The organism is Pacificibacter sp. (genome assembly GCF_039769035.1).
Classification (GTDB): domain Bacteria; phylum Pseudomonadota; class Alphaproteobacteria; order Rhodobacterales; family Rhodobacteraceae; genus Celeribacter.
Map to the genome: position 1 here is coordinate 16,235 of NZ_JBDMZG010000033.1, position 23,506 is coordinate 39,740.

A 23,506-nucleotide genomic window follows, 5' to 3' on the forward strand; every position below is an offset into this window, starting at 1 on the left:
TCGAATTCAGCTGACGCCCGTAGGTAAAAACTTGCGGGCTTCCGTTGTGAAAAAAGGTTCCGGGACTACGGAATCGCAACGAAAAAGGAATATACATTGGCTCGTATCGCCGGCGTAAACATCCCGACAGGCAAGCGTCTTCCTATCGCTTTGACCTATGTAACGGGTATCGGATCTAAATCCGCAAAAGACATCTGTTCAGCCGTAGGCATCGACGAAACTCGTCGTGTTAACGAACTGTCCGACTCCGAAGTTCTTGCAATCCGCGAGCACATCGATGCGAACTACACTGTTGAGGGTGACCTCCGCCGTGAAACGCAGATGAACATCAAACGCGCTATGGACCTCGGTTCATACATTGGTTTGCGTCACCGTCGCAACCTCCCAGTACGTGGTCAGCGTACACACACCAACGCACGTACTCGCAAGGGTCCTGCGAAAGCCATCGCTGGCAAGAAGAAGTAAGGGAGGCAATTTGACATGGCACGTGAAACTCGTCGCACTAAGAAAAAAGTTTCCAAGAACATCGCCACTGGCGTTGCTCACGTAAACTCTACATTCAACAACACCAAGATTTTGATCTCTGACGTTCAGGGCAACGCAATCGCTTGGTCTTCTGCTGGCACAATGGGCTTTAAAGGATCGCGCAAATCGACTCCCTACGCTGCTCAGATGGCTGCTGAAGATGCTGGTAAAAAAGCACAAGAGCACGGCGTTAAAACTCTGGAAGTTGAAGTTCAAGGTCCAGGTTCTGGCCGTGAGTCCGCATTGCGCGCTCTGGCTGCTCTTGGTCTGAACGTTACATCTATCCGTGACGTTACACCAATGGCACACAACGGCTGCCGCCCACCAAAGCGCCGCCGCGTATAATTTCGATACCTATTTATGGATCGCGGGCAATTTTGCTCGCGGTCTATTTTTGCGTTTTTAAGACCCCTCGGGCGTCCCCTACTTCAGGACATGGGTTCGGGACAAGAATGGAGGCTACAGCATGATCCACAAGAATTGGGCCGAGCTCATCAAACCACAGCAGCTTGAAGTGAAGCCTGGCAACGAGCCAGCGCGTCAAGCGACTATTATTGCTGAACCACTTGAGCGTGGTTTCGGTCTGACGTTGGGCAACGCCCTGCGCCGCATTTTGATGTCATCGCTGCAAGGTGCTGCCATCACATCTGTACAGATCGACAACGTTCTGCACGAATTTTCTTCGATCTCTGGTGTTCGTGAAGACGTGACTGACGTCATCTTGAACCTCAAAGGTGTTGCTTTGCGCATGGAAGTTGAAGGCCCTAAGCGTCTTTCAATCTCTGCAAAAGGTCCAATGGTTGTCACAGCTGGTGACATCTCTGAATCTGCTGGCATCGAAGTTTTGAACAAAGACCACGTCATCTGTCACCTCGACGACGGCGCTGATTTGTTCATGGAACTCACAGTCAACACTGGCAAAGGCTACGTGTCTGCTGAGAAAAACAAACCAGAAGATGCACCAATCGGCCTCATCGCCATTGATGCGATCTACTCCCCTGTGAAAAAAGTGTCTTACGACGTGCAGCCGACCCGCGAAGGTCAGGTTCTCGACTACGACAAACTCACATTGAAAATCGAAACTGACGGCTCTGTCACACCAGAAGACGCTGTGGCTTACGCTGCACGCATTCTGCAAGACCAGCTTGGTATCTTCGTTAACTTCGACGAGCCTGAGTCAGCCAACCGTCAAGAAGAAGACGATGGTCTCGAGTTCAACCCACTTCTGCTTAAGAAAGTGGATGAGCTTGAATTGTCAGTACGCTCTGCGAACTGCCTCAAGAACGACAACATCGTTTACATCGGTGACCTCATTCAGAAAACTGAAGCTGAGATGCTCCGCACACCTAACTTCGGCCGCAAGTCTTTGAACGAGATCAAAGAAGTGTTGTCCGGCATGGGTCTGCACCTCGGTATGGACGTTGAAGAATGGCCACCAGAGAACATCGAAGATCTTGCTAAGAAATTCGAAGACCAGTTCTAAGTGATTTGGGGGGAGGCTTCGGTCTCCTCCCGCAAATGCCCGTTTTGTACGGGGACTATCAGGGTATCGATTTTCAAAACCGAACCCCAAGGAGAGTGGCTGACACGCATCGGCTGCCAGACAAAGTATAAAGCACGCTAAAGGAGATACACAATGCGTCACGCTAGAGGTTACCGCCGCCTGAACCGTACACACGAGCACCGCAAAGCGATGTTCGCGAACATGGCCGGCTCGCTCATCGAACATGAGCAAATCAAAACAACTTTGCCAAAAGCAAAAGAATTGCGTCCAATCATCGAGAAATTGGTGACTTTGGGCAAACGCGGCGACTTGCACGCCCGTCGTCAAGCGGCTTCCCAGTTGAAGCAAGAGCAGTTCGCTCAGAAACTTTTCGACGTTCTCGGCCCACGCTACGCTGAGCGTCAAGGTGGTTACGTGCGTATCGTTCGCGCTGGCTTCCGTTACGGCGACAACGCGCCAATGGCGATCATCGAATTCGTTGATCGTGACGCGTCTGCAAAAGGTGCAGCTGACAAAGCGCGCCTCGCAGAAGAAGATGGAACTGTCGCAGACGCTTAATTGCGCGCGACGATCCGTGAAATTGGGCCCTGTTCGATCGAACAGGGCCTTTTTGCTATGTAAAGTGTTAGTGCTGTGTCTTGTTTGAGCCAAGCGATGTCGCATGTTTCGATATGTTGCAGTTTTGGCAGAATACGAGTGAATTTCATTCGCTTGTATTTGTAGAAAATTAAGACCTTACCGTTAGGTAATCCTTAGTCACTCCAAAAAAGTGAGTGATTGAGCCTTCCCAAATAGGAACCTTTGGTTTAGCCTCAGCTTAGACAGTCTCCTTTAGGTTGTCCTACCTTTGATAGTGAATGATTTTGATGTCCAGTACCACAGAGCTCAATCGTCTATTTGCCCAACTGCGTGAAGTCGCGCCAATGGGGTACACCGCAGGCCTGCACATTCGTTTTGCGGCACCTCTTGTGTATGAAGCGACGTATGATCCCAAGTGGCTCAACCACTATACATCAAATGCATATGCACTGCGCGATCCGATGATCGCGTGGGGTTTAAGCTGCGAAGGGCAAACAAGGTGGAGCGAAATAGAACTCCCCGATCCATTTAATATTTGGAGGCAGGCTGAAGAATTCGGCCTGAATTACGGAATGGCTGTGTCATGTGGCCCAGTTCAATCGCGATCTATTGTCGGGTGTTCCCGCGAAGATCGTGAATATACAGATGTTGAGATGGATAAGATCGCAACAATTGTGCGTACTTTGCATGAAGTATCTGAACCTCAAACGGCATTGACACTTGCCCAAATTCAGGCCCTCCGGTGCATCGCGGGCGGTGATCGTCACGCAGCTGCCGCGGCCAAGCTCGGGATATCCGAAAGTGCTTTGAAGGCACGATTGGTATCAGCCCGAGAGCGTCTAATGGCGCGGACAACCTCAGAAGCTATCCAAAAAGCCAAGGAGATCAAGCTGTTGTGATGGTAAGCGCTCTCGCGTTGCGTTGAAGAAATCAACCAACACTGGAGACTACCATGCAAACTACCACACTTTCTTTCACCAATCTGCACAACCATGGCGATCTTTTTGCGAACATGCTTCGCGCTAGACACGAAACTTTTATCCAGCAAGCCAAGTGGGACTTGCCTCAAGCAGATGGGATGGAATACGACCAATATGATACGCCCGCATCTCGTTGGATTGCGGTACATGAGTTTGGCGAAGTTCTCGCTGGTATTCGTTTGACGCCCACAACAACGAAGTGTGGCATTTATTCTTACATGATCCGCGACGCACAGCGTGGGTTGTTGGACAGTATTCCGTCCGATCTTTTGTTCGATGAAGCGCCAGTGGCGCAGCATGTATGGGAATCTAGCCGTATTTTTGTATCGCACCGTGTGCCTGCCAAAAGCCGTATGCGGGTTCAGATGAACCTGATCAACGAAATGACGTTGTCTGCACGTGAACTCGGTGCAACATCCGTGATTGGTCTGATCCCAGAAAAGGGTCCGCGCTGGGGCCGTCGCGTTGGGCTTGATATCGATGTGATCGGTCGTGTGATGGACATTGGCGGCACCAACAACGCCTGTATCCGTATCAACCTGTCTAACAAACTGCACTAGTATGCATCCATGATCGGGGCCGAGACGCGCCATGTCGGCCCCGTTTTCTCTTTTACGACACTGTTTTGCGGCGTAGTGTCCGCATATGTCCGATCTTTTCCAAACAGATGAAGCAGCCCCCGTTGCGAATGCGTCCCGTCCGCTCGCAGACCGACTGCGCCCCCAATCCCTCAGCGATGTTATTGGTCAATCTCAGGTCCTTGGGCCAGAGGCTCCGCTTGGCGTGATGCTGGCGTCTGGGTCTTTGTCTTCGATCATTTTCTGGGGTCCGCCCGGTGTTGGCAAAACCACAATCGCGCGGTTGCTGGCCGATGAAACAGACCTGCATTTCGTGCAAATTTCCGCGATTTTCACAGGCGTGCCGGATCTGAGAAAAGTGTTTGATGCGGCGAAGTTGCGGCGTCAAAACGGCAAGGGCACCTTGTTGTTTGTGGACGAGATTCACAGGTTCAATAAAGCCCAGCAAGATAGCTTTTTGCCCCACATGGAAGACGGCACCATTTTGCTTGTGGGCGCCACGACCGAAAACCCAAGTTTCGAGCTGAACGCAGCGGTGATGTCGCGCAGTCAGGTGATGATTCTGGAGCGCTTGTCGCTTGATGAATTGTCCCAAATGGCAGCGCGTGCAGAGGCGGAGTTGGAGCGCACGATGCCGCTTGACGATCACGCGCGTAACACGTTGTTTGAGATGGCGGACGGAGATGGTCGAACGCTGTTGAATTTGATCGAACAAATCATGGCGTGGACCGTCAAAGACCCGTTGAATTCGGATCAGCTGGGCAAGCGGTTGATGCGCCGTGCCGCGAAATACGACAAGTCCGGCGAAGAGCACTACAACCTCATTTCTGCGCTGCACAAATCTGTGCGCGGATCTGACCCTGATGCTGCGTTGTATTGGTTTGCACGCATGTTGGAAGGCGGAGAAGACCCGCGCTATCTGGCCCGCCGTTTGGTGCGTATGGCCGTTGAAGATATTTCCTTGGCCGACCCGCAAGCACAGACGATTTGCTTGCATGCATGGGAAACGTTTGAGCGGCTTGGATCGCCTGAGGGCGAGCTGGCCTTGTCTCAGGCTGTGATCTATTTGGCCCTCGCGCCGAAATCGAATGCCGCATATGTGGCCTATAAATCAGCACGTGAAGCCGCGCGCAAAACGGGGTCCGAGCCGCCCCCCAAACACATCCTAAATGCGCCAACCAAAATGATGGCAGAGCAGGGGTTTGGGGCAGGCTACGCCTATGACCATGATTCTGAAGATGGGTTTTCTGGCCAGAACTTTTTCCCCGAAACATTGCCGCGCACACAGTTCTATGCCCCCGTTGAACGCGGGTTTGAGCGGGATTTGGCGAAAAGGGTCGCCTATTTCGAAAAGCTGAGGGCACAGCGCAAGGGCACATGACCCAAACGGCCTATATCTGTTGACATTTTGCCCTGTGAGACCCAAGGAACACTGGAAAAAGGACACCAAAATGATACCCCTTCTGCAAGTGGCCCTTGGCGGCGCAATCGGAGCTTCGGCACGCTATTTGACTGGTCTTGGCATGGCACGCCTGCTGGGCAAAGGCTTTCCGTGGGGGACATTGACGGTCAACTTTGTTGGGTCGTTTTTGATGGGGGTGTTGGTCGTGGTCTTGGCGCATAAGTCGGGTACGCGGTTTGCACCTTTGTTGATGACGGGCCTTTTGGGTGGTTTCACGACCTATTCTGCGTTTTCGCTTGATGCGATTACGATCTATGAGCGGGGCCAATTCGGGCTTGCGGCTCTTTACGTATTTGGCACTTTGGCCTTGGCGCTCGGCGGCATTGCATTGGGTCTCACAGTTGCACGAGGTTTCTTCGCATGAGCAAAGTTCAAATGATTACGATCGGTGACGATCAACCAGAGCAGCGTCTTGATCGGTGGTTTCGCAAATCCTTTCCGATGATCACGCAAGGCAACATCGAAAAGATGTGTCGCAAGGGCGATATTCGCGTTGATGGCGGGCGGGCGAAATCGAACACCCGTGTCGGTCCAGGCAATGTTGTGCGTGTGCCGCCGCTGCCAGATGTTGAAGCGCCCAAGCACAACAACATTCGTCTGACCAACGCTGATATCAAAATGATGCAGCAATCGGTTTTGTACAAAGACGACCATATCATTGTGATCAACAAGCCCGCTGGTTTGCCGACACAAGGCGGGTCGAAGCAGTTGCGTCACGTGGATGGATTGTCCGAGGCGTTGCGGTTTGATTATGCGGAAAAGCCGCGTCTTGTGCACCGTTTGGACAAAGACACCTCTGGCGCGTTGGTTTTGGCGCGCACCCCTGCGATGGCCACGAAGCTGACCGAAGCCTTTCGTCACCGCAACACGCGCAAGATTTACTGGGCCTTGGTAGCTGGTGTGCCTGTGCCGTACTTGGGCGAGATCAAATATGGTCTGGTGAAAGCCTCAGGTCGTGGCAAAGGCGGCGAGGGCGAAAAGATGTACGCGGTGCACCCGCGTGATGTCGACAGCACCGAAGGCGCGAAACGTGCGAGCACGCTTTACGCGACGCTTTACCGTGTTGGCAGCCGTGCGTCTTGGGTCGCGATGGAGCCTTTGACAGGTCGTACCCACCAATTGCGCGCGCACATGGCCGAAATCGGGCACCCGATTGTGGGGGACGGCAAATACGGTGGCTCTGGTCAGGAAAACATGGGCGATGGTTGGGGCGCGCAGCTTGGCGGTGTGATCAGCAAGAAGTTGCATTTGCACGCACGTCGCATTGCATTTGAACACCCTGTCACACGCAAACCCTTGAGCGTGACAGCGCCTTTGCCTGAGCACATGAAAAACAGTTGGGATACCTTTGACTGGTCAGAAGACTTGGCGGCAGAGGATCCGTTTGAGACGCTTAGATGAGAAAACTTGTTATTTTTGACGTCGATGGCACGTTGGTCGACAGTCAGGGGCACATTGTATCTGCGATGAGGGCTGCTTTTGATGTCGCCAAGTTGCCGATGCCGTCGCGCGACGCTGTTTTGTCGATCGTAGGCCTGTCTTTGCCCTATGCGATGCGGGATTTGGCGCCAAGCGCGTCGGACGCTGTGTTGGCGCAGATGGTTGAGGCCTATAAGACAAGTTTTTCCGAAAATAGGCTGCGCGCGGACACGCCTGTGCCGCTTTATGATGGTGCTGAAGAGGCCATTGCTGCCTTGGTTGCGCGGAGCGATGTCATGCTGGCCATTGCCACTGGCAAAAGTCGGCGTGGTTTGGATGCATTATTGGCGGAGTGGTCTTTTGCGGACCACTTTGTCACGACGCAATGTGCCGATGATCACCCGTCCAAGCCCCACCCATCGATGGTGCAGGCCTGTTTGACGGATTGTAATATCGAGGCTGCGGATGCGGTTGTGATTGGCGATACAACTTATGACATGGAAATGGCCCGCGCCGCGCGCTGCGATGCCATCGGTGTATCGTGGGGATATCACGGTGCAGGCGCACTGACAGACACTGGCGCATATCGCGTCATAGACCACTTTAGCGCGCTGGCTGGCGCGCTTGACGAACTTTGGAAGGACTGACCCGTGGCGGATTTTGCAGCCAAGCGTTTTTGGAAAGACACAACTGTAGCTGAAGTGGAGGACGGATTTACCGTCCTTTTGGATGGGCGCAACGTGCGCACCCCTGCAAAGGCGCTTTTGGTCGTTCCGACCAAGGCTTTGGCGGAGCAGGTTCGGTTGGAATGGGATGCCCAAGAGGGCGAAATTGATCCCAACGTCATGCCCTACACGCGCGGTGCCAATGCTGCGATCGACAAGGTGCGCGTTCAACACGCGGAAGTTGCCGACATGCTGGCAGACTATGGTGACAGTGATTTGGTTTGTTATCGCGCGACATACCCGCAAGAATTGGTCGCCAAACAGGCCGAAGCGTGGGACCCAATTATCGAGTGGGTGCACAAGACATATGGTGCGCGCCTTGAGACGCGATCAGGCGTGATGCCGGTGCCGCAGGATCAAACCGCTTTGGACGCGCTGCGCGCACGCGTTCACGCGCTGGACGAATTTGAGCTGTCGGCTTTTCACGATCTCGTGGCGCTGAGTGGGTCGTTGGCTTTGGGATTGGCCGCGGTCGAATCACTTCACACGCCTGAAGCGCTTTGGGAGCTTTCGCGCATCGACGAAACCTTTCAAATTGCGCAATGGGGTGAAGATGATGAGGCCACAGCCGTTGCAGATATAAAGCGCAAAAGTTTTGTGCACGCATATACGTTCTTTCATTTGACGCAAAAATAGCGTCAGCGCCTTTCACAAATCGAAACTGGTTTTCGCGTATGTTTGCACACTGTCAGCCCTAATCCTTACCTAAAGGCAGCGATTGATGCTATGTGGTGCACTTTAAGCACCGCACTACATGAATTCTGGTACTGCTCATGAAACAAGCTGACGCACAGTAAATATGCGAATTCGTGATCGTGGCCTTGACGATTTACGATGATTCCTCTCAACTCTTCTTCACAGAGCGCTCAAACGTGCGTTCTATCGAACTTACTGGTCCCACAAAGAGGACTGGAAAGCGTTGCAAAAACGCAAATTCAGGAAGAGGTAAAAATGACTAAAACTGTATTCTTTAGTGCCTTGGCGGCCGCTGGCCTTGCCGCAACTGGTGCAATGGCACAAGATTCCGGTTCATCTACTTTGGCAGCTGTGAAAGATCACGGCGCGCTGAAATGTGGTGTGAACCCCGGTACTCCAGGTTTTGCTGCTCCAGACGCGAACGGCGTTTGGAAAGGTCTCGATGTTGATGTGTGTCGTGCTGTTGCTGCGGCGATCTTCGGCGATCCAGAAAAAGTTGAATACACACCGCTGACATCTGCTGTGCGTTTCACAGCTTTGTCTTCTGGCGAAGTTGACATGTTGGCACGCAACACAACATGGACATTCTCACGCGACGTTGACCTCAAGCTCGAATTCACTGGCGTAAACTATTACGACGGTCAGGGCTTTATCGTTCCAACAGACCTCGGTGTTTCTTCTGCGAAAGAACTCGAAGGCGCGACAGTTTGTATCGAAACAGGGACAACCACAGAGTTGAACTTGGCGGATTACTTCCGTGCAAACGGCATGGACTACGAACCAGTGCCTGTTGAAAGCTTCACAGAAGCGCAAAACCAGTTCTTGGCTGGCGCATGTGACGTTTACACAACGGATGCCTCTGCTTTGGCTGCATCACGTTCTTCTTTCGAGAAACCAAACGACTATGTTGTTTTGCCAGAAATCATCTCAAAAGAGCCACTCGGCCCACTCGTGCGCCACGGCGACTCTGAATGGGGCGATGTTGTTCGCTGGACACTCAACGCTATGATTTCTGCTGAAGAGCTTGGTGTGACATCTGCAAACGCTGCTGAAATGGCTGCGAATGGCACTGACAAACCTGAAATCAACCGTTTGCTCGGCGTTGAAGGTGAATTGGGCGCGATGCTTGGTCTTCCAAATGACTGGGCTTTGAACGTCCTCACCATGGTAGGCAACTACGGTGAATCATTCGAAACAAACGTTGGTGTGAACACACCTGTTGGTCTCGCACGCGGCTTGAACGCACAGTGGACCGATGGTGGTCTTCTGTACTCACCACCCTTCCGCTAGGATTTAGTGGATTTGGGGCGCGGATCATTCCGCGCCCCTTTCTAATCTCTCTCTACAAAAACAATGTAAGCAAGAGCGACGGGCGAAATCCGTCGAATTTTGCGTTCAGAACGGGGACATGGGGGACAGTCTAAATGACGACAACGATAGACCCACCAAAGGCCGATGGATTTCACATCAGCCAACTGCTTTACGACACGCGCTATAGATCCATTACAATTCAAGTTATTGCCTTTATGGCTTTCGTTGCGGTTGCCGTATTTTTGCTGGTGAACGTCAACACAAACCTGGCGAAACTTGGCAAAGAGATCGATTTCGGCTTCCTGTCAAATCCATCTAACTACGATATTCAACAACATTTGGTCGCCTACGACTCTACCTCTAGCAACCTTGCGGCCGCTTGGGTCGGTTTGCTCAACACCCTTTTCGTGGCCTTTCTAGGCTGCATCCTCGCGACCCTTTTGGGCGTGACTGCGGGTGTGTTGCGCTTGTCCAAAAACTGGTTGGTTGCAAAAATCATGGCCGTTTATGTGGAAACATTCCGCAACATTCCGGTTGTGATCTGGATCATCGCAACAATGGCGGTTCTGTCAGAAGCGTTGCCACAGCCCAAAGCGTTCCGTGGTGAAAACCCTGAAGCGTCTATGTGGCTTTGGGATACGATCGCTGTCACCGGACGTGGCACCTACATTCCGAAGCCGGAGTGGGGCACAGGCTCTGTATTTGTTGTTCTCACCTTCTTGCTGTCACTCGTCGGCATTTGGGCCTTTGGAAAATGGGCTATGCGCCGTTTCCAAGCCACGGGTCAAATTCTGCCAACGTTCTGGATCAAGTTGGCGATCTTTTTCGTGCCGACCCTTTTGGTGTTTTTCATCTTGGGCCGTCCGATCGATTTGATCTACCCAGAGCTCAAAGGCTTTAACTTCAAAGGTGGCATTCAGCTGTCCAACTCCTTCTTGGCACTTTGGCTGGCTTTGTCGTTCTACACGGGGTCTTTCATCGCCGAGATCGTGCGTTCAGGTATTCTTGCGATTTCCAAAGGGCAATCCGAGGCCGCTTTCGCACTTGGCATTCGTCCATCGCGCACCATGAACCTTGTGATCTTGCCACAGGCGTTGCGCGTGATCATTCCGCCGCTGATTTCTCAGTTCTTGAACCTCACCAAAAACTCGTCTCTTGCTTTGGCCGTTGGCTACCAAGATTTGCGAGCCACTTTGGGTGGGACAACGATGAACAACACAGGGCGCGAGTTGGAATGTATGCTGCTGATGATGATGATCTATCTTGTCGTCTCACTGCTGATTTCATCGGGCATGAACGTCTACAACAAATCCATGAAATTGAAGGAGCGCTAAGATGAGCAATCAAAATTCCTCCATCGGTTTCGTGCGCACAGAAATGTTGGATCAACAACCTGCTCCGCGTGGCGAAGTGGGTGTGATCAAATGGGTTCGCGAGAACCTGTTCTCGGGCTGGTTCAATTCGATTTTGACGCTGGTCGCGATCTACGTGATCTATGCGGCGCTTTCGGCCTTTATCCCTTGGACATTTGGCGGCGTATGGAATGCGAGTTCCTTGAATGAGTGTCGTGAAATCTTGGACGGCGTGCACGCGGCCTGTTGGGCTGTGATCAATGAACGCTGGCGGCAGATTTTCTATGGGACGTTCTTCCCATCGTCTGAATACTGGCGCACCCATGTGGCCTTTGTCCTACTGCTCGTCGCAATCGCGCCGGTTCTGTTCGACAAATTGCCACGCAAGATGTTCATTTTTACAGCCATCTACCCTTTCTTGATGGTGTGGTTGATTTGGGGCGGTTCTTTGTGGGGCCCACTTGGCGTCGCAGCCGGCTTTGTTGTGGCGTACTTGGTTGCAACGGTCGCTGGTCGCTCTATGGGCACTGGTCTTGCAACCCTGGTCGCTTTGGTCGCAGGCTTGCTGTGGTGGTTCCTTGTTGGACCATTGGTCATTGGCGGGCTTGATACTGTCGCGCCGCTGTTCCCACTGCAAGAAATCGAAAGCCGTGAACTAGGTGGTTTTGTGATCTCGATGATCATCGGTGTCTCAGGTATCGCTTTGTCCTTGCCGATTGGTATCGTTTTGGCGCTGGGACGTCAGTCCGATTTGCCGCTTTTGAAAATGATCTGTGTTGGCTTTATCGAGTTCTTCCGCGGCGTGCCGTTGATCACCTTGTTGTTCACAGCGTCTTTGTTGCTGAACTACTTCTTGCCACCACAAGTGACATTCGATCTCACCGTGCGTGTGATTGTTATGGTCACGATCTTCTCGTCCGCCTACATGGCCGAGGTGATCCGTGGTGGCTTGGCGGCCTTGCCAAAAGGTCAGTACGAAGCTGCTGACGCTTTAGGCCTGGATTACTGGCAAGCCCAAAGATTAATCATTATGCCGCAGGCTTTGAAGATTTCGATCCCTGGGATCGTGAATACGTTCATTGGTCTGTTCAAAGACACCACCCTCGTGTTCTTTATTGGCATCTTTGACATGTTGGCCGCGGCTCAATCTATTCGCGCCAACTCGGAATGGAACGGTATCACTTGGGAGCTCTATGTCTTTATCGGGCTTATCTTTTGGGTCTGCTGTTTCTCAATGTCACAATATTCGCAGTGGCTGGAGCGCAAGCTTCGCACCGATCACCATTAAGAAAGGAGACACTCAATGTCTACTGAAACCATAGACCGCGTTGTCGACCGTAGCAAAATGAACGTCTCCGACGAAGTGGCGATTCAGATCACCAACATGAACAAATGGTACGGTGATTTCCACGTATTGCGTGACATCAACCTGACGGTTCAACGCGGTGAGCGTATCGTGATTGCTGGCCCTTCTGGGTCCGGTAAATCCACGATGATCCGCTGCATCAACCGTTTGGAAGAGCACCAAAAGGGTCAGATCATCGTCGACGGCACAGAGCTGTCCTCAGACCTTAAGAACATCGACAAGATCCGTTCAGAAGTTGGCATGTGCTTTCAGCACTTCAACCTCTTCCCGCATCTGACGATCCTTGAGAACTGTACTTTGGCGCCTATGTGGGTTCGCAAGACTCCGAAAAAGGAAGCTGAAGAGCTGGCGATGCACTTCCTTGAAAAGGTGAAAATCCCTGATCAAGCGAACAAATACCCTGGCATGTTGTCCGGTGGTCAGCAGCAGCGTGTGGCGATTGCCCGCTCGCTGTGCATGCAGCCCCGTATCATGTTGTTCGATGAGCCGACATCAGCGCTTGACCCTGAGATGATCAAAGAGGTGCTCGACACCATGATCGAGCTCGCGGAAGAGGGCATGACCATGCTTTGTGTGACGCACGAGATGGGCTTTGCCCGTCAGGTCGCCAACCGCGTGATCTTCATGGACCAAGGTCAAATCGTTGAACAGAATGAGCCAGAAGAGTTCTTTAACAATCCAAAATCCGAGCGGACCAAATTGTTCCTCAGCCAGATATTGGGTCACTAAGACACGCACTGCCATTACAAAAAAAGGCGCCTTCGGGCGCCTTTTTGCTGTATAGAGCTGGGGAAAAATCAGTCGCGCAGATCGCGTGGCACGCAGAAATCCACACTGTCGTTTTTACCAAAGCGCACGTCGGCCCATGTTTCAGCGGCGACATCAAAGACAGTGGTGGCGCAGGTGGGGTACCGGAAAAAGTCGGGATGCTGCGGCAGTTGGCGCGCGAACCGTTGTGCGAAATCGCCGATCCCAGGATTATGCGCCAGTAAAAGAACCGTGTTCCCCTGCGCTTGACGGAGTTGCTGCAAAAGCCGGTCAGACGACGCGAGATAAAGCGCGTCCTGAAGGGTGATGTCAGCGTCGATGTTCAGGCAGGCAAAGGTCTCCTGTGTCCGCTGTGCAGATGAGACGAGGGCGGTGTCTGGAATGTGCCCTTGTGCTTTGAGCCAAGCGCCGATGTTGGCCGCATCTGCCTTGCCACGCGCATTCAGAACGCGGTCAAAATCGTCAAGCAGCGGGTCGTCCCAGCTCGATTTTGCGTGGCGCATGACGATAAGGCGTAACGACATGAGGCGTCTTTATGATGCGTCAGGGTCGGCATTGCGGATCAAAGACCCCGCGCCGTGCTCTGTGTAAAGCTCAAGCAAACAGGCATTCGGGGCGCGGCCGTCCAAGATGACCACAGCGCGCACGCCGGCTTCCAAAGCATCAAGAGCCGTTTCCGTCTTTGGGATCATGCCGCCGGCTATGACGCCTTCAGTGGTCAAAGAGCGGATCATGTCGGAATTCAAAGATGTAAGCACCTCGCCATCTGCGCCTTTGACGCCAGAGACATCGGTCAACAACAGCAAGCGATCCGCGTTCATTGCGCCAGCGATGGCACCCGCAGCGGTGTCGCCATTGACGTTGAAGGTTTCGCCGTTCTTGCCAAAGCCCAAAGGCGCAATCACAGGAATAAGGCCCGCTTGGCCAAGTTCGTCGATGATCGCAGGGTTCATATCTGTCGGCGTGCCCACAAACCCAAGATCAGGGTTGGTTTGCTCACACCCCATCAGGTTTGCGTCTTTGCCCGAAATGCCAACCGCGCGGCCGCCTTGGCTGTTGATGGCGTGCACGATGCGCTTGTTCACAAGACCAGACAGAACCATTTCCACAACTTCGACGGTGGCCTTGTCGGTCACGCGTTTGCCGTTAACGAATTCGGACTTGATATTCAGATCTGCCAGCATTTTGTTGATCATCGGCCCACCGCCATGAACGACAACAGGTTTGACACCAACTTGCTGCATCAACACCACGTCGCGCGCAAAGCTGTCCATCGCCTCGTCAGAGCCCATAGCGTTGCCACCAAGCTTGATGACAACAGTGGCGCCCTCATAGCGCTGCAAGTAGGGCAGGGCTTGTGACAACGTGCGTGCGGTGGCGATCCAATCTCGGTTCATGTCTTGTGTCTTCATGGCTTAAGGGTCCAAATTTTCGTCAAAGTGCTAGGCACAAAGGCTTATTCCAACGTCGCGATCACAGCGCGGAGCACGTCAATGCCCCAACCTTTTTCAGACGAGGTTACAATCAACTCGGGGTAGGCGGCAGGGTGTTTTGAAACAGCCTCGCGCGTTTGCGCCAAGTTCTTTTCACGCTCTGCTTCTTTTACTTTATCGGCCTTGGTCATCACGACTTGAAACGTCACGGCCGAGCGATCGAGCAGGGACATGATTTCTTCGTCGACCTCTTTCACGCCATGACGGCTGTCAATCAAGACAAAGGCGCGGCGCAACGTGGCGCGGCCAGACAGGTATGCTTTCAGCAAGCGCTGCCATTTCGCGACCGTGTCTTTGGGCGCTTTGGCAAAGCCATACCCAGGCAAGTCGACCACATAGTGGCTGTCTGCACAGGTGAAAAAGTTAATCTCTTGGGTGCGCCCCGGTGTGTTGGAGGCGCGCGCCAAGGCTTTGCGGCCTGTCAGCGCATTGATCAGCGTTGATTTGCCCACGTTCGACCGGCCCGCAAAGCAGATTTCGATGCGGTCGTCTGGTGGCATGCCGTCCATCGCGACGACACCTTTGACAAAATCAGTAGGGCTGGCAAAGAGGAGGCGACCCTTCTCAAGGGCCGCCGCTTCTGGTTCCGCAATGGGAAATGTTAGTTTCATATGGGGTGATACGGCCCTTAGGCCGAACCTTCCTTTTTCTTAAGGCGCAGTGACTTTTTGATATTCCCAAAAAGATCCGGCTTGTGGCCGTGGCTGCGCATGATGAGATACTGCTGAATGAACGTGATCGTGTTGTTCGAAATCCAGTAGAGCACGAGGCCTGATGCAAAGCTGCCAAGCATGAACATAAACACCCATGGCATCCACGCGAAGATCATCGCTTGTGCTGGATCAGTGGGCGCTGGGTTCAGCTTTTGCTGCAACCACATGGAAATACCCAAGAGGATTGGCAAGATACCAAGGCTGATGAACACAAAGATCGAGCTTGGGTCTGGCGGCGCAAAAGGCAAAAGACCAAAGAGGTTCAAAATTGAGCTTGGATCTGGCGCTGACAAATCGCGAATCCAACCAACCCAAGGGGCGTGGCGCAATTCGATTGTCACAAAGATCACTTTGTAGAGCGAGAAGAACACAGGGATCTGCAAGATCAGCGGCAAACACCCAGAGGCGGGGTTCACTTTGTTTTTCTTGTAGAGCTCCATCATGCCTTTTTGCATTTTTTCGCGGTCGTCACCGGCGGCTTCTTTGAGCTTTTCCATTTCTGGCTGAAGCTCTTTCATGCGCGCCATGGAGACGTAAGACTTATACGCCAGTGGGAACATGATGCCTTTGATCAAGATCGTCAGGGCAATGATGGACCAGCCCATGTTGCCGATCAAAAGATTGATGGCGTGAAGGACGCGGAAAATCGGTTGCGTGAAGAAAAAGAAGATACCCCAGTCGATGGTGTAGATGAAACGGTAGAAATCGCGATCATCTTGGTAGCCTTTGATGGCTTCCCATTCTTTCGCCCCTGCGAAAAGGTAAGTTTTGCTTTCGATTGTGGAACCCGCGGCAACCTCTTGCACCGGCATATGGATCTCTGCCGTGAAGATTTCACCATTAGGGACATACTTTGCGACGGTCTTAAAGGCTTGGCCTTGCTCTGGCACCAAAGTGGCCATCCAAGCTTTGTCCGCAAAGCCGATCCAACCGTTCTCTTCTGAGCTGTACTCAACTGAATTTGTGCCTGTTGCAGGATCAAGATCGAATTTGGCGATTTTCTTGTATGTCTCTTTTTCGAAATTCTTATCGTTCTGCACGATGAGACCTTCGTGTGAGACAAAGAAGCCTTCGACATCGGGCATCCCGTGGCGCGCAACAATACCGTATGGGAACAGGCGTGCGGCTTCTGCGCCGGTGTTTTCAACAGATTGTGTGATCGAGAACAGGTATTGGTCGTCGATGCCAATCGTGCGGCGGAACTTCAGGCCTGCGCCGTTGTCCCACGCCAATGTCACAGGCGTATCAACGGTCAGTGTGTTGCCAGATTCGACGCTCCAAACCGTGGAAGGGTTGGGCACGCTTTCGGCAGGCAAGGTGCCCGCAGGGCCCCAGCCGTAGACTGCGTAATACGGATCAGCAGAGTCGCTTGGCGTGAGCAAGGTCACAATTTCTTCGCTGTCCAGATCGACGGTGTAGTTTTTTAAAGACAGGTCATCGATGCGACCGCCCACCAAAGACACAGAGCCTGTTACAAGATCTGTTTCGATTTGAATGCGTGGGGCTTGCTGTGCCGGAGCCGCGCTGTCTGGGGTCTCAACACCTACGGTCGCTGAGTTGCTGCCCGTTGGCGCAAGCGCGATCGTGCCGTCACTTGTTTCAAGTGCAGTCGTTGCAGTCACAGATGCGTTAGGGTCTTGAGGTGGGAAAAACACCTGCCAGCCTAGCAACACGATCCCGCTGAGAACTACAGCAAGGATTAGGTTCTTGTTTTGATCGTCCATCACGGTCGCCTGATTGTTGGAATTGGTCTGAGTGGTTCAACCCCTCAAAGCGCCGAAGGTCAAGCAGATTCGGTGTTTTTCCTAGGAAATGCGACTTTCTTCTAAGGGGCGGAACGCCCGATTTGGGGTGTTTGAGCGAGTTTGTATCGATGAGCCTCCATCCATTCTAGCGTGAGGTCAAACGCCATGGGGCGTGCGATCGAGAAACCTTGCACATGATCGCACCCAAGTTGGGCCAGCATTGCGTGCTCGCCAACGGTTTCGACACCCTCGGCCAAGGTTGGAAGATTGATCCGTTCCGCCATCGTAAGAATGGCCGCCAGCATGTCTTGCTGACTGCGATCAACATCGCAGCGCGTGACGTAGGATCTGTCGATTTTGATCCGTTTCACGGCAAAGCGTCTAATGTTTGCAATGGAAGAGTGCCCCGTCCCAAAGTCATCAAGGTCAATTTCGCAGCCGAGCTGACCCAGTGCAGAGATGTTTCGGGTGATCGTGTCGTTGTCGGAGGACGCGACAACATTTTCCAAGATTTCGATGGTGAGACGCTCTGGCGCCAGTTCGAACCGGTCCAATTCCCAGCTGATTTTGTCCACCAGCTTTGGGTTCGACAGTTCGGTTGCAGAGAAGTTCACCGAAACGCTCGGCACTTCAAATCCGTTTTTATCCCATGCTTTCAGTGCAGTAAGGGAATGATACAGAATGATTTCACCCAACCGTTCGTTCAGCCCGTTTTCTTCAATGGCGGGCAAAAACTCGGACGGGGGAATGAGACCTTTTTCGGGGTGTTGCCATCTGGCGAGCGCCTCCATGCCAGAGATGGCGCCTGTGTTTGTGGAAATTTGAGGTTGGAACCATGGAATGATTTGCCCACTTTCCAGCGCGCCCGCGACATCGACCATGGCGGCGTCGCGTTCTTGTGTGGTTTGCATCAGTCCAGGTGCGAAGGACCGAATGGAGCCAGCGCCATGGGCGCTTGCCGCGGCGAGTGCGGCCTCAGCAGCGTCGAGATAGGCCGCGCCAGATTGGTCTGTGGCGTGGCTTGGCAAGCAAAAGCCGATGCTGGCGGAGATGTAGATTTTCGAAGCATCAATGTACAAGGGTTCTGACAGGGCCGCCTGAATGCGCGAGGTCAGTTGCAACAGCGTTTCCAAATCGGCGCGGCGCAAGGGCGCAAGGGCCACGGCAAATCGCGCACCGGTCAAGCGCGCAACGATGTCGTGATCGCGCAGCGTGTCCGTGATCCGGCGTGCTGCTGACTTTATGATGTTTTCGGCAGCGTGCGTTCCAAAGCTGGCCTCCAGCCCTCGAAAGTCATCGATGCCGATCACAATGCACGCGGTTGTGCGCCCTGTTGTCGCCTGTTCAACAAGCGTTTGATCAATGTTGTCAGACACGGCGGGTGAGAGGGGAAGGCCTGTAAGTCCATCTGTTCCGACCGTTTTGCGGGCGGGCATCGCCATGATGTTGAGCACGGCCAGAATGACTGGCATGCCGAGCGCCGTTGCGATGAGGGCAGTTTCCCCACTGAGCCAGTAAATGGCGAGGCAAAGTGCGGGAATCAACGCAAGTGCTTTGGGCCCAGTCAGAAAGGTCTGAAAAGAGAGTGCTTTTACAGCAAAGGCTTTGCGCATCAGGTGGCGTCCTAGTCAATGAGAGTGCGTCATGCGCTCGGGTCATTGCTAAGGTATCGCCAACTTAGTGGCTGCTCCGTTAACGCAGCTTGGGGATTTCCTTAGAATTGTCTCTATTGTTTGCCGCATCCTTTTCCTGTCCAAGCCCCGGTTCCGTGAGCAGGCCAAGGAAATCGTGCAGTTTTGGGTCGAGCATGTGGGACGGGCGAATATTTGTGAGAGCTTTGAACATCACTTGCCGTCTGCCGGGGCTGTTCTTTTCCCAGCCATCCAAAATCTGTTTGACTTGCTGGCGTTGCAGTCCGTCTTGTGAACCGCAAAGATCGCAAGGAATAATTGGGTAATTCATTGCTTTTGCAAACTTTTCGCAGTCTTCCTCGGCAACGTTTGCGAGCGGGCGATACAAGAATAGGTCGCCTTCTTCGTTGACCAATTTGGGCGGCATGGTGGCCAGACGTCCGCCATGGAACAGGTTCATAAAAAACGTCTCTAAGATGTCATCGCGGTGATGGCCGAGGACCACGGCTGTGCAGCCTTCTTCACGGGCGACGCGGTACAGATTCGCACGGCGCAAGCGTGAGCACAGGGCACAATATGTGCGGCCCGCTGGCACTTTATCTGTGACGATGGAATAGGTGTCTTGGTATTCAATCCGGTGCGGCACCTTCATTTTCTCAAGAAATTCGGGCAACACGGTGGCAGGGAATCCTGGCTGGCCTTGGTCCAAGTTGCAGGCCAAAAGCTCTACCGGCAAAAGGCCACGCCATTGCAGTTCGTGCAAAATGGCCAAAAGCGTATAGCTGTCTTTGCCGCCGGACATGCACACGAGCCACTTCGCGCCACGTTCGACCATGCCGTATTGTTCAACCGCTTCGCGCGTTTGGCGCACAATGCGTTTGCGCAGCTTTTTGAACTCTGTCGTGGAAGGGGCGCCGTGAAAGAGCGGATGAATGTCGTCGAGATCGTCCAGCATGCGTTAGTCCTTGGAGGAATGGGGCTTGGGGCGCGGTTTTGCGTCAGGCACGGGGTCGTAACCACTTTTGCCAAGGGGGTGGCATCGCCCGATTCGGCGCGCCGCCAAATACGAGCCCTTGAAAGCCCCGTGTTTTTCCAGCGCTTCTAAGGCATAGGCGCTGCAGGTTGGTTGATAGCGGCAATTGAAGCCAATCCATGCGCTGAAAATCAAACGATAGGCGCGCACGGGCAGCGACACGATATAGGCAAGCGGGGTCATGATCTGCGACCCTCAGAAGGGGCGCCGTGCACTTTGCGCAGGGCATATCGCAGATCTTTGAGCAACAGCTGGAAATCGCGCGCACTTGTGTCGCGGGCTTTGCCGATGAGGACATAGTCCCACCCATCGCGACCAAATTCGGGAATCACGCTGCGGGCTGCTTCGCGCAAACGCCGCTTGGCGTGGTTGCGTTTGACCGCGTTGCCCACTTTTTTGGAACAAGTATAGCCAACGCGAATGCCAGTTTCAGGCTCACCGTCACGGCGTTTGCGGCCCTGTAACAGAAAGCTTGATGTCCCTTGACGCCGCGCACGTGCGGCCAACAAGAAGTCAGCGCGCTTTTGCAGTGTTTCAATTTTGGGGGCTGAACATGACAAAACCGCCGATTGCGATCCCGTAGCTTCGGCTGGAGCCATAACCAAGGGGGCATTCGACGGTGTCATTTTCATAGCCTTTCGGCTCAACGTTTACGCTGACAAGGACTTCCGGCCTTGAGCACGACGTGCGTTGATGATTTTACGGCCCGCTTTGGTTGCCATGCGTGCACGGAAACCGTGGCGGCGTTTGCGGACGAGGTTGCTCGGTTGAAAGGTGCGTTTCATCGCTCCGTCTCCATCGGTTTGTTTCTGGCCCAAATCCTTATGAAGGGATTCGAAGGCGTGTATACGTTCGAAGCGCAGTCTTTAGGCAGGAGTGGGGGGCTTGTCAATTGATTGTGCGGCAAAATCAAAAAGAATTCCCCAGAATATTACAGTATTGTAACGGGCAGTCACTTCGCGTTCACTGCAACGTGAGCCTGATGGTTTTTGCTGGTCATATACGGGTTGCATGCTCATTTTAGACCGTAACCATCATAAAGGAAAGCCTGTGCCAAGTCTCCCATCTTCAAATGCGTCAGATCGCATGCCCAAACCAAAGCGGCAGGTTCAGCGTCTATTGGTGCTTGGGCTTCTTATTCTTGTTGCTGTTTTGCTGGCCTATAAATATCGGGGTGCCTTGAGTTTTGATGCTTTTGCCCAGCACCGAGAGATGCTTTTGGCCTACCGTGATTCTCATTATGTGGCGGCTGTGGCGACGTTTTTGGTGATTTACATATGTATTGTTGCCTTTTCCTTGCCAGGCGCGAGTGTTGCCACGTTAACGGGCGGGTTCCTGTTTGGGCTCTTTCCAGGCGTTATTTTTAACGTGGCAGGGGCCACCATCGGTGCCAGTTGTTTGTTCTTGGCGGTGCGCTGGGGGCTGGGCGATTGGTTGTCGGCCAAAATGGACGTCAGTGAGGGGCGCACCAAACAGCTCAAGGACGGGATCGATGAGAATCAGTGGTCGATGCTGTTTCTCATTCGGTTGTTGCCCATCGTTCCGTTTTTCGTCGCCAATTTACTGCCCGCTTTGGTGGGTGTGTCGCTGTTTCGCTTTGTTGTCTCGACGGGGGTCGGCATCATTCCGGGCACCTTTGTGTTCACATCGGTTGGTGCAGGGCTTGGATCTGTCTTTGAAAGTGGTGAGATGCCGAATCTGGGCGTGATTTTTGAACCACAGATTTTGCTGCCCCTGTTGGGGCTGGCGGCGCTGTCGGTGTTGCCGATTCTTTATAAGCGTTTTAGCCGCAGATAGCGTCGCCTTGGGAGGGTACGAATGAACAAGATCAAGACAGATATCTGCGTCATTGGGGGCGGCTCTGGTGGGTTGTCCGTGGCCGCGGGTGCGGTGCAAATGGGCGCGAAGGTCGTTTTGATTGAGGCGGGCGAAATGGGGGGGGATTGTCTCAACTACGGTTGCGTGCCTTCAAAAGCGTTGTTGTCTGCCGCCAAGCAAGCGCATGTGATGCGCAAGGGCGGGGCAGGCATTGCAGGCGTCACGCCGCAGATTGATTACGCCGCCGCTATGGATCACGTGCAAGGGGCGATCGACACCATCGCGCCGCATGACAGCCAAGAGCGGTTCGAGGGTTTGGGATGCACAGTCATACGTGCCTTTGCCAAGTTCACCTCGCCCAAAACCGTACAGGCTGGCGATACGGAAATCACCGCGCGACGTTTCGTGATCTCGACTGGGTCGCGTGCGTTTATTCCGCCGATTGAGGGCTTGGACGGCGTGCCGTACCTGACCAACGAAACTCTGTGGCAGCAACGCACAGCGCCCAAGCATCTGTTGGTTCTGGGGGGCGGGCCTATTGGCATGGAAATGGCGCAAGCACACCGCCGCTTGGGTTGTGAGGTGACTGTTGTGGATGCGCAGGCCGCGCTGGGCCGTGACGATCCTGAAGCCGCCGCTGTGGTGATCGCGGCTTTGCGGGCCGAGGGCGTGACTATTCTTGAGAATGCGCCTGTGGTGCAGGTCTCAGGTGGCGCTGGCGACATCACCTTGCAGCTTAAAGATGGCGCGCAGATCAAAGGCACCGATCTGTTGGTCGCTGTCGGACGCGTTGCCAACACTGACGGCATGGATTTGGACAAGGGCGGGGTGGAGCGCAATCGCGCAGGCGTCAAAGTTGATGCGTCTTTGCGCTCAACCAACCGCCGTGTTTACGCCATTGGCGATGCGGCTGGCGGGATGCAGTTCACCCATGTGGCGGGCTATCACGCGGGCGTTTTGATCCGCTCTATGCTGTTTGGCCTGCCTGCCAAGGCCTCGCATCATCATATCCCCCGTGCCACCTATACCGATCCTGAATTGGCGCAGATTGGCCTGACGGAGGCCGAGGCCCGCGCCACCCATGGTGAGGCGCTCACAGTGTCGCGCGCCGAAGTGTCGGGCAATGATCGTGCCATTGCGACGGGCCGCGCGCTGGGCGGAGGGTTCATTAAAGTGATGATCGTGAAAAACCGTCCCGTCGGCGTGACGATTGTCGCGGCAGACGCAGGGGAATTGATCTCGTTTTGGGCGCTGGCGTTCGCCAATAAGCTCAAGATGGGACAAATCGCTGGCATGGTCGCGCCTTATCCGACATTGATGGAGCTTAACAAACGTGCTGCGGGTGCCTATTTTACCCCTAAGTTGTTTGACAACCCGCGTGTTAAAACTGCGGTCAATTTGATTCAAAGGTTCCTGCCATAGGAATTTAGACGAGGGTCTATGAAGCTTCCACGCTTTCTAAATACGCTGACAGGGCGCTTCTTGATGCTGACGGTCGTCTTTGTGATGGCCGCTGAAATCATGATCTTTGTGCCGTCCATCGCGCGGTACCGCGAAGACTTTTTGCTGTCGCACCTTGAGCGGGCTCAGATTGCGTCGCTGGCACTTTTGGCCAACGATTCGATTGATATGAAGCTTGAGGACGAGCTTTTGGCCAACGCAGGCGTGTACAACGTTGTGCTGCGCCGCAATGAAATTCGCCAGCTTGTTCTGTCATCGCCCATTCCAGGCCAGATCTATGAGACCTATGATTTAAGGTCCGCGACAGCCTTGGGACTGATCAAAGACGCCATGGCTGTCTTGGTGCA

General features: G+C 53.5%; 26 protein-coding genes and 1 pseudogene. 18 read left to right on the forward strand and 9 right to left on the reverse strand.

All coding sequences use genetic code 11. The features are described 5' to 3' along the window. Nucleotides 1-96: 96 nt before the first annotated feature. The 15 genes from rpsM to ABF287_RS03495 all read left to right on the forward strand — a co-directional run bounded on the left by rpsM (nt 97) and on the right by ABF287_RS03495 (nt 13,226). The gene (rpsM, locus tag ABF287_RS03425; RefSeq protein WP_347183623.1) at nt 97-465 is read left to right on the forward strand and encodes a 30S ribosomal protein S13; all 369 of its coding nucleotides are present in this window, start codon (nt 97-99) and stop codon (nt 463-465) included. Between the two features lie 15 nt (nt 466-480). Further along, complete coding sequence (gene rpsK / locus ABF287_RS03430; protein WP_347183624.1) at nt 481-870, forward strand: 30S ribosomal protein S11; 390 nt, start codon at nt 481-483, stop codon at nt 868-870. A 121-nt stretch (nt 871-991) separates the two neighbouring features. Next, nucleotides 992-2,008 carry a DNA-directed RNA polymerase subunit alpha gene (locus ABF287_RS03435; protein ID WP_347183625.1) on the forward strand — a complete coding sequence of 339 codons (1,017 nt, stop codon included), beginning with the start codon at nt 992-994 and terminating at the stop codon, nt 2,006-2,008. A 153-nt stretch (nt 2,009-2,161) separates the two neighbouring features. Next, nucleotides 2,162-2,587 (forward strand): 50S ribosomal protein L17, encoded by a 426-nt coding sequence (gene rplQ / locus ABF287_RS03440; protein ID WP_347183626.1) that lies wholly within the window; start codon nt 2,162-2,164, stop codon nt 2,585-2,587. A 308-nt stretch (nt 2,588-2,895) separates the two neighbouring features. Continuing rightward, on the forward strand, nt 2,896-3,507 hold the full coding sequence (locus ABF287_RS03445) for an autoinducer binding domain-containing protein (RefSeq protein WP_347183627.1): 612 nt from the start codon (nt 2,896-2,898) through the stop codon (nt 3,505-3,507). Nucleotides 3,508-3,560: 53 nt separating this feature from the next. Next, nucleotides 3,561-4,148: an acyl-homoserine-lactone synthase gene (locus ABF287_RS03450; RefSeq protein ID WP_347183628.1), complete on the forward strand. Its 588-nt coding sequence runs from the start codon at nt 3,561-3,563 to the stop codon at nt 4,146-4,148. An 85-nt stretch (nt 4,149-4,233) separates the two neighbouring features. Continuing rightward, nucleotides 4,234-5,547 (forward strand): replication-associated recombination protein A, encoded by a 1,314-nt coding sequence (locus ABF287_RS03455; RefSeq protein WP_347183629.1) that lies wholly within the window; start codon nt 4,234-4,236, stop codon nt 5,545-5,547. 70 nt (nt 5,548-5,617) lie between these two features. Next, nucleotides 5,618-5,992: a fluoride efflux transporter CrcB gene (crcB, locus tag ABF287_RS03460; protein WP_347183630.1), complete on the forward strand. Its 375-nt coding sequence runs from the start codon at nt 5,618-5,620 to the stop codon at nt 5,990-5,992. Next, nucleotides 5,989-7,029 carry an RluA family pseudouridine synthase gene (locus ABF287_RS03465; protein WP_347183631.1) on the forward strand — a complete coding sequence of 347 codons (1,041 nt, stop codon included), beginning with the start codon at nt 5,989-5,991 and terminating at the stop codon, nt 7,027-7,029. The genes crcB and ABF287_RS03465 overlap by 4 nt, the downstream gene beginning before the upstream one ends. Continuing rightward, nucleotides 7,026-7,694 carry an HAD-IA family hydrolase gene (locus ABF287_RS03470; RefSeq protein WP_347183632.1) on the forward strand — a complete coding sequence of 223 codons (669 nt, stop codon included), beginning with the start codon at nt 7,026-7,028 and terminating at the stop codon, nt 7,692-7,694. Before ABF287_RS03465 ends, ABF287_RS03470 begins: the two co-directional genes overlap by 4 nt. Before the next feature lie 3 nt (nt 7,695-7,697). Next, the gene (locus ABF287_RS03475) at nt 7,698-8,408 is read left to right on the forward strand and encodes an ATP12 family protein (protein ID WP_347183633.1); all 711 of its coding nucleotides are present in this window, start codon (nt 7,698-7,700) and stop codon (nt 8,406-8,408) included. Nucleotides 8,409-8,723: 315 nt separating this feature from the next. Next, a complete protein-coding gene (locus tag ABF287_RS03480) occupies nt 8,724-9,758 on the forward strand; it encodes an amino acid ABC transporter substrate-binding protein (protein ID WP_347183634.1) in 1,035 nt (344 codons plus the stop codon). A 134-nt stretch (nt 9,759-9,892) separates the two neighbouring features. Next, nucleotides 9,893-11,113, forward strand: a complete 1,221-nt coding sequence (locus tag ABF287_RS03485; RefSeq protein WP_347183635.1) for an ABC transporter permease subunit — start codon at nt 9,893-9,895, stop codon at nt 11,111-11,113. 1 nt (nt 11,114) lies between these two features. Beyond that, a complete protein-coding gene (locus ABF287_RS03490) occupies nt 11,115-12,419 on the forward strand; it encodes an amino acid ABC transporter permease (protein WP_347183636.1) in 1,305 nt (434 codons plus the stop codon). A 15-nt stretch (nt 12,420-12,434) separates the two neighbouring features. After that, nucleotides 12,435-13,226, forward strand: a complete 792-nt coding sequence (locus ABF287_RS03495; RefSeq protein ID WP_347183637.1) for an amino acid ABC transporter ATP-binding protein — start codon at nt 12,435-12,437, stop codon at nt 13,224-13,226. A gap of 68 nt (nt 13,227-13,294) precedes the next feature. On the opposite strand, the gene ABF287_RS03500 is transcribed toward ABF287_RS03495, so the two are convergent. The 9 genes from ABF287_RS03500 to rpmH form a co-directional block, all read right to left on the reverse strand. Further along, entirely contained in the window at nt 13,295-13,789 is a 495-nt protein-coding gene (locus ABF287_RS03500; protein ID WP_347183638.1) for a histidine phosphatase family protein, read from the reverse strand. A gap of 9 nt (nt 13,790-13,798) precedes the next feature. Further along, a complete protein-coding gene (gene argB / locus ABF287_RS03505) occupies nt 13,799-14,677 on the reverse strand; it encodes an acetylglutamate kinase (RefSeq protein WP_347183639.1) in 879 nt (292 codons plus the stop codon). 44 nt (nt 14,678-14,721) lie between these two features. Next, nucleotides 14,722-15,369: a ribosome biogenesis GTP-binding protein YihA/YsxC gene (yihA, locus tag ABF287_RS03510; protein ID WP_347183640.1), complete on the reverse strand. Its 648-nt coding sequence runs from the start codon at nt 15,367-15,369 to the stop codon at nt 14,722-14,724. Nucleotides 15,370-15,386: 17 nt separating this feature from the next. Beyond that, the gene (yidC, locus tag ABF287_RS03515) at nt 15,387-17,195 is read right to left on the reverse strand and encodes a membrane protein insertase YidC (protein ID WP_347183641.1); all 1,809 of its coding nucleotides are present in this window, start codon (nt 17,193-17,195) and stop codon (nt 15,387-15,389) included. A gap of 101 nt (nt 17,196-17,296) precedes the next feature. Continuing rightward, on the reverse strand, nt 17,297-18,829 hold the full coding sequence (locus tag ABF287_RS03520; RefSeq protein WP_347183642.1) for a bifunctional diguanylate cyclase/phosphodiesterase: 1,533 nt from the start codon (nt 18,827-18,829) through the stop codon (nt 17,297-17,299). A 79-nt stretch (nt 18,830-18,908) separates the two neighbouring features. Beyond that, nucleotides 18,909-19,802 carry a tRNA 2-thiocytidine(32) synthetase TtcA gene (gene ttcA, locus ABF287_RS03525; RefSeq protein WP_347183643.1) on the reverse strand — a complete coding sequence of 298 codons (894 nt, stop codon included), beginning with the start codon at nt 19,800-19,802 and terminating at the stop codon, nt 18,909-18,911. Nucleotides 19,803-19,805: 3 nt separating this feature from the next. Then, complete coding sequence (gene yidD, locus ABF287_RS03530) at nt 19,806-20,063, reverse strand: membrane protein insertion efficiency factor YidD (RefSeq protein WP_347183644.1); 258 nt, start codon at nt 20,061-20,063, stop codon at nt 19,806-19,808. Continuing rightward, nucleotides 20,060-20,506 carry a ribonuclease P protein component gene (rnpA, locus tag ABF287_RS03535; protein WP_347183645.1) on the reverse strand — a complete coding sequence of 149 codons (447 nt, stop codon included), beginning with the start codon at nt 20,504-20,506 and terminating at the stop codon, nt 20,060-20,062. Before rnpA ends, yidD begins: the two co-directional genes overlap by 4 nt. Nucleotides 20,507-20,530: 24 nt before the next feature. After that, nucleotides 20,531-20,665: a 50S ribosomal protein L34 gene (gene rpmH / locus ABF287_RS03540; protein WP_007118882.1), complete on the reverse strand. Its 135-nt coding sequence runs from the start codon at nt 20,663-20,665 to the stop codon at nt 20,531-20,533. Between the two features lie 301 nt (nt 20,666-20,966). On the opposite strand from rpmH, the gene ABF287_RS03545 reads away from it, so the two are divergent. The 3 genes and pseudogenes from ABF287_RS03545 to ABF287_RS03555 all read left to right on the forward strand — a co-directional run. Next, entirely contained in the window at nt 20,967-21,677 is a 711-nt protein-coding gene (locus tag ABF287_RS03545) for a TVP38/TMEM64 family protein (protein ID WP_347183646.1), read from the forward strand. A gap of 21 nt (nt 21,678-21,698) precedes the next feature. Beyond that, nucleotides 21,699-23,120 (forward strand): FAD-dependent oxidoreductase, encoded by a 1,422-nt coding sequence (locus ABF287_RS03550; RefSeq protein ID WP_347183647.1) that lies wholly within the window; start codon nt 21,699-21,701, stop codon nt 23,118-23,120. 18 nt (nt 23,121-23,138) lie between these two features. Further along, a pseudogene (locus tag ABF287_RS03555) lies at nt 23,139-23,506 on the forward strand (sensor histidine kinase); the annotation flags it as partial.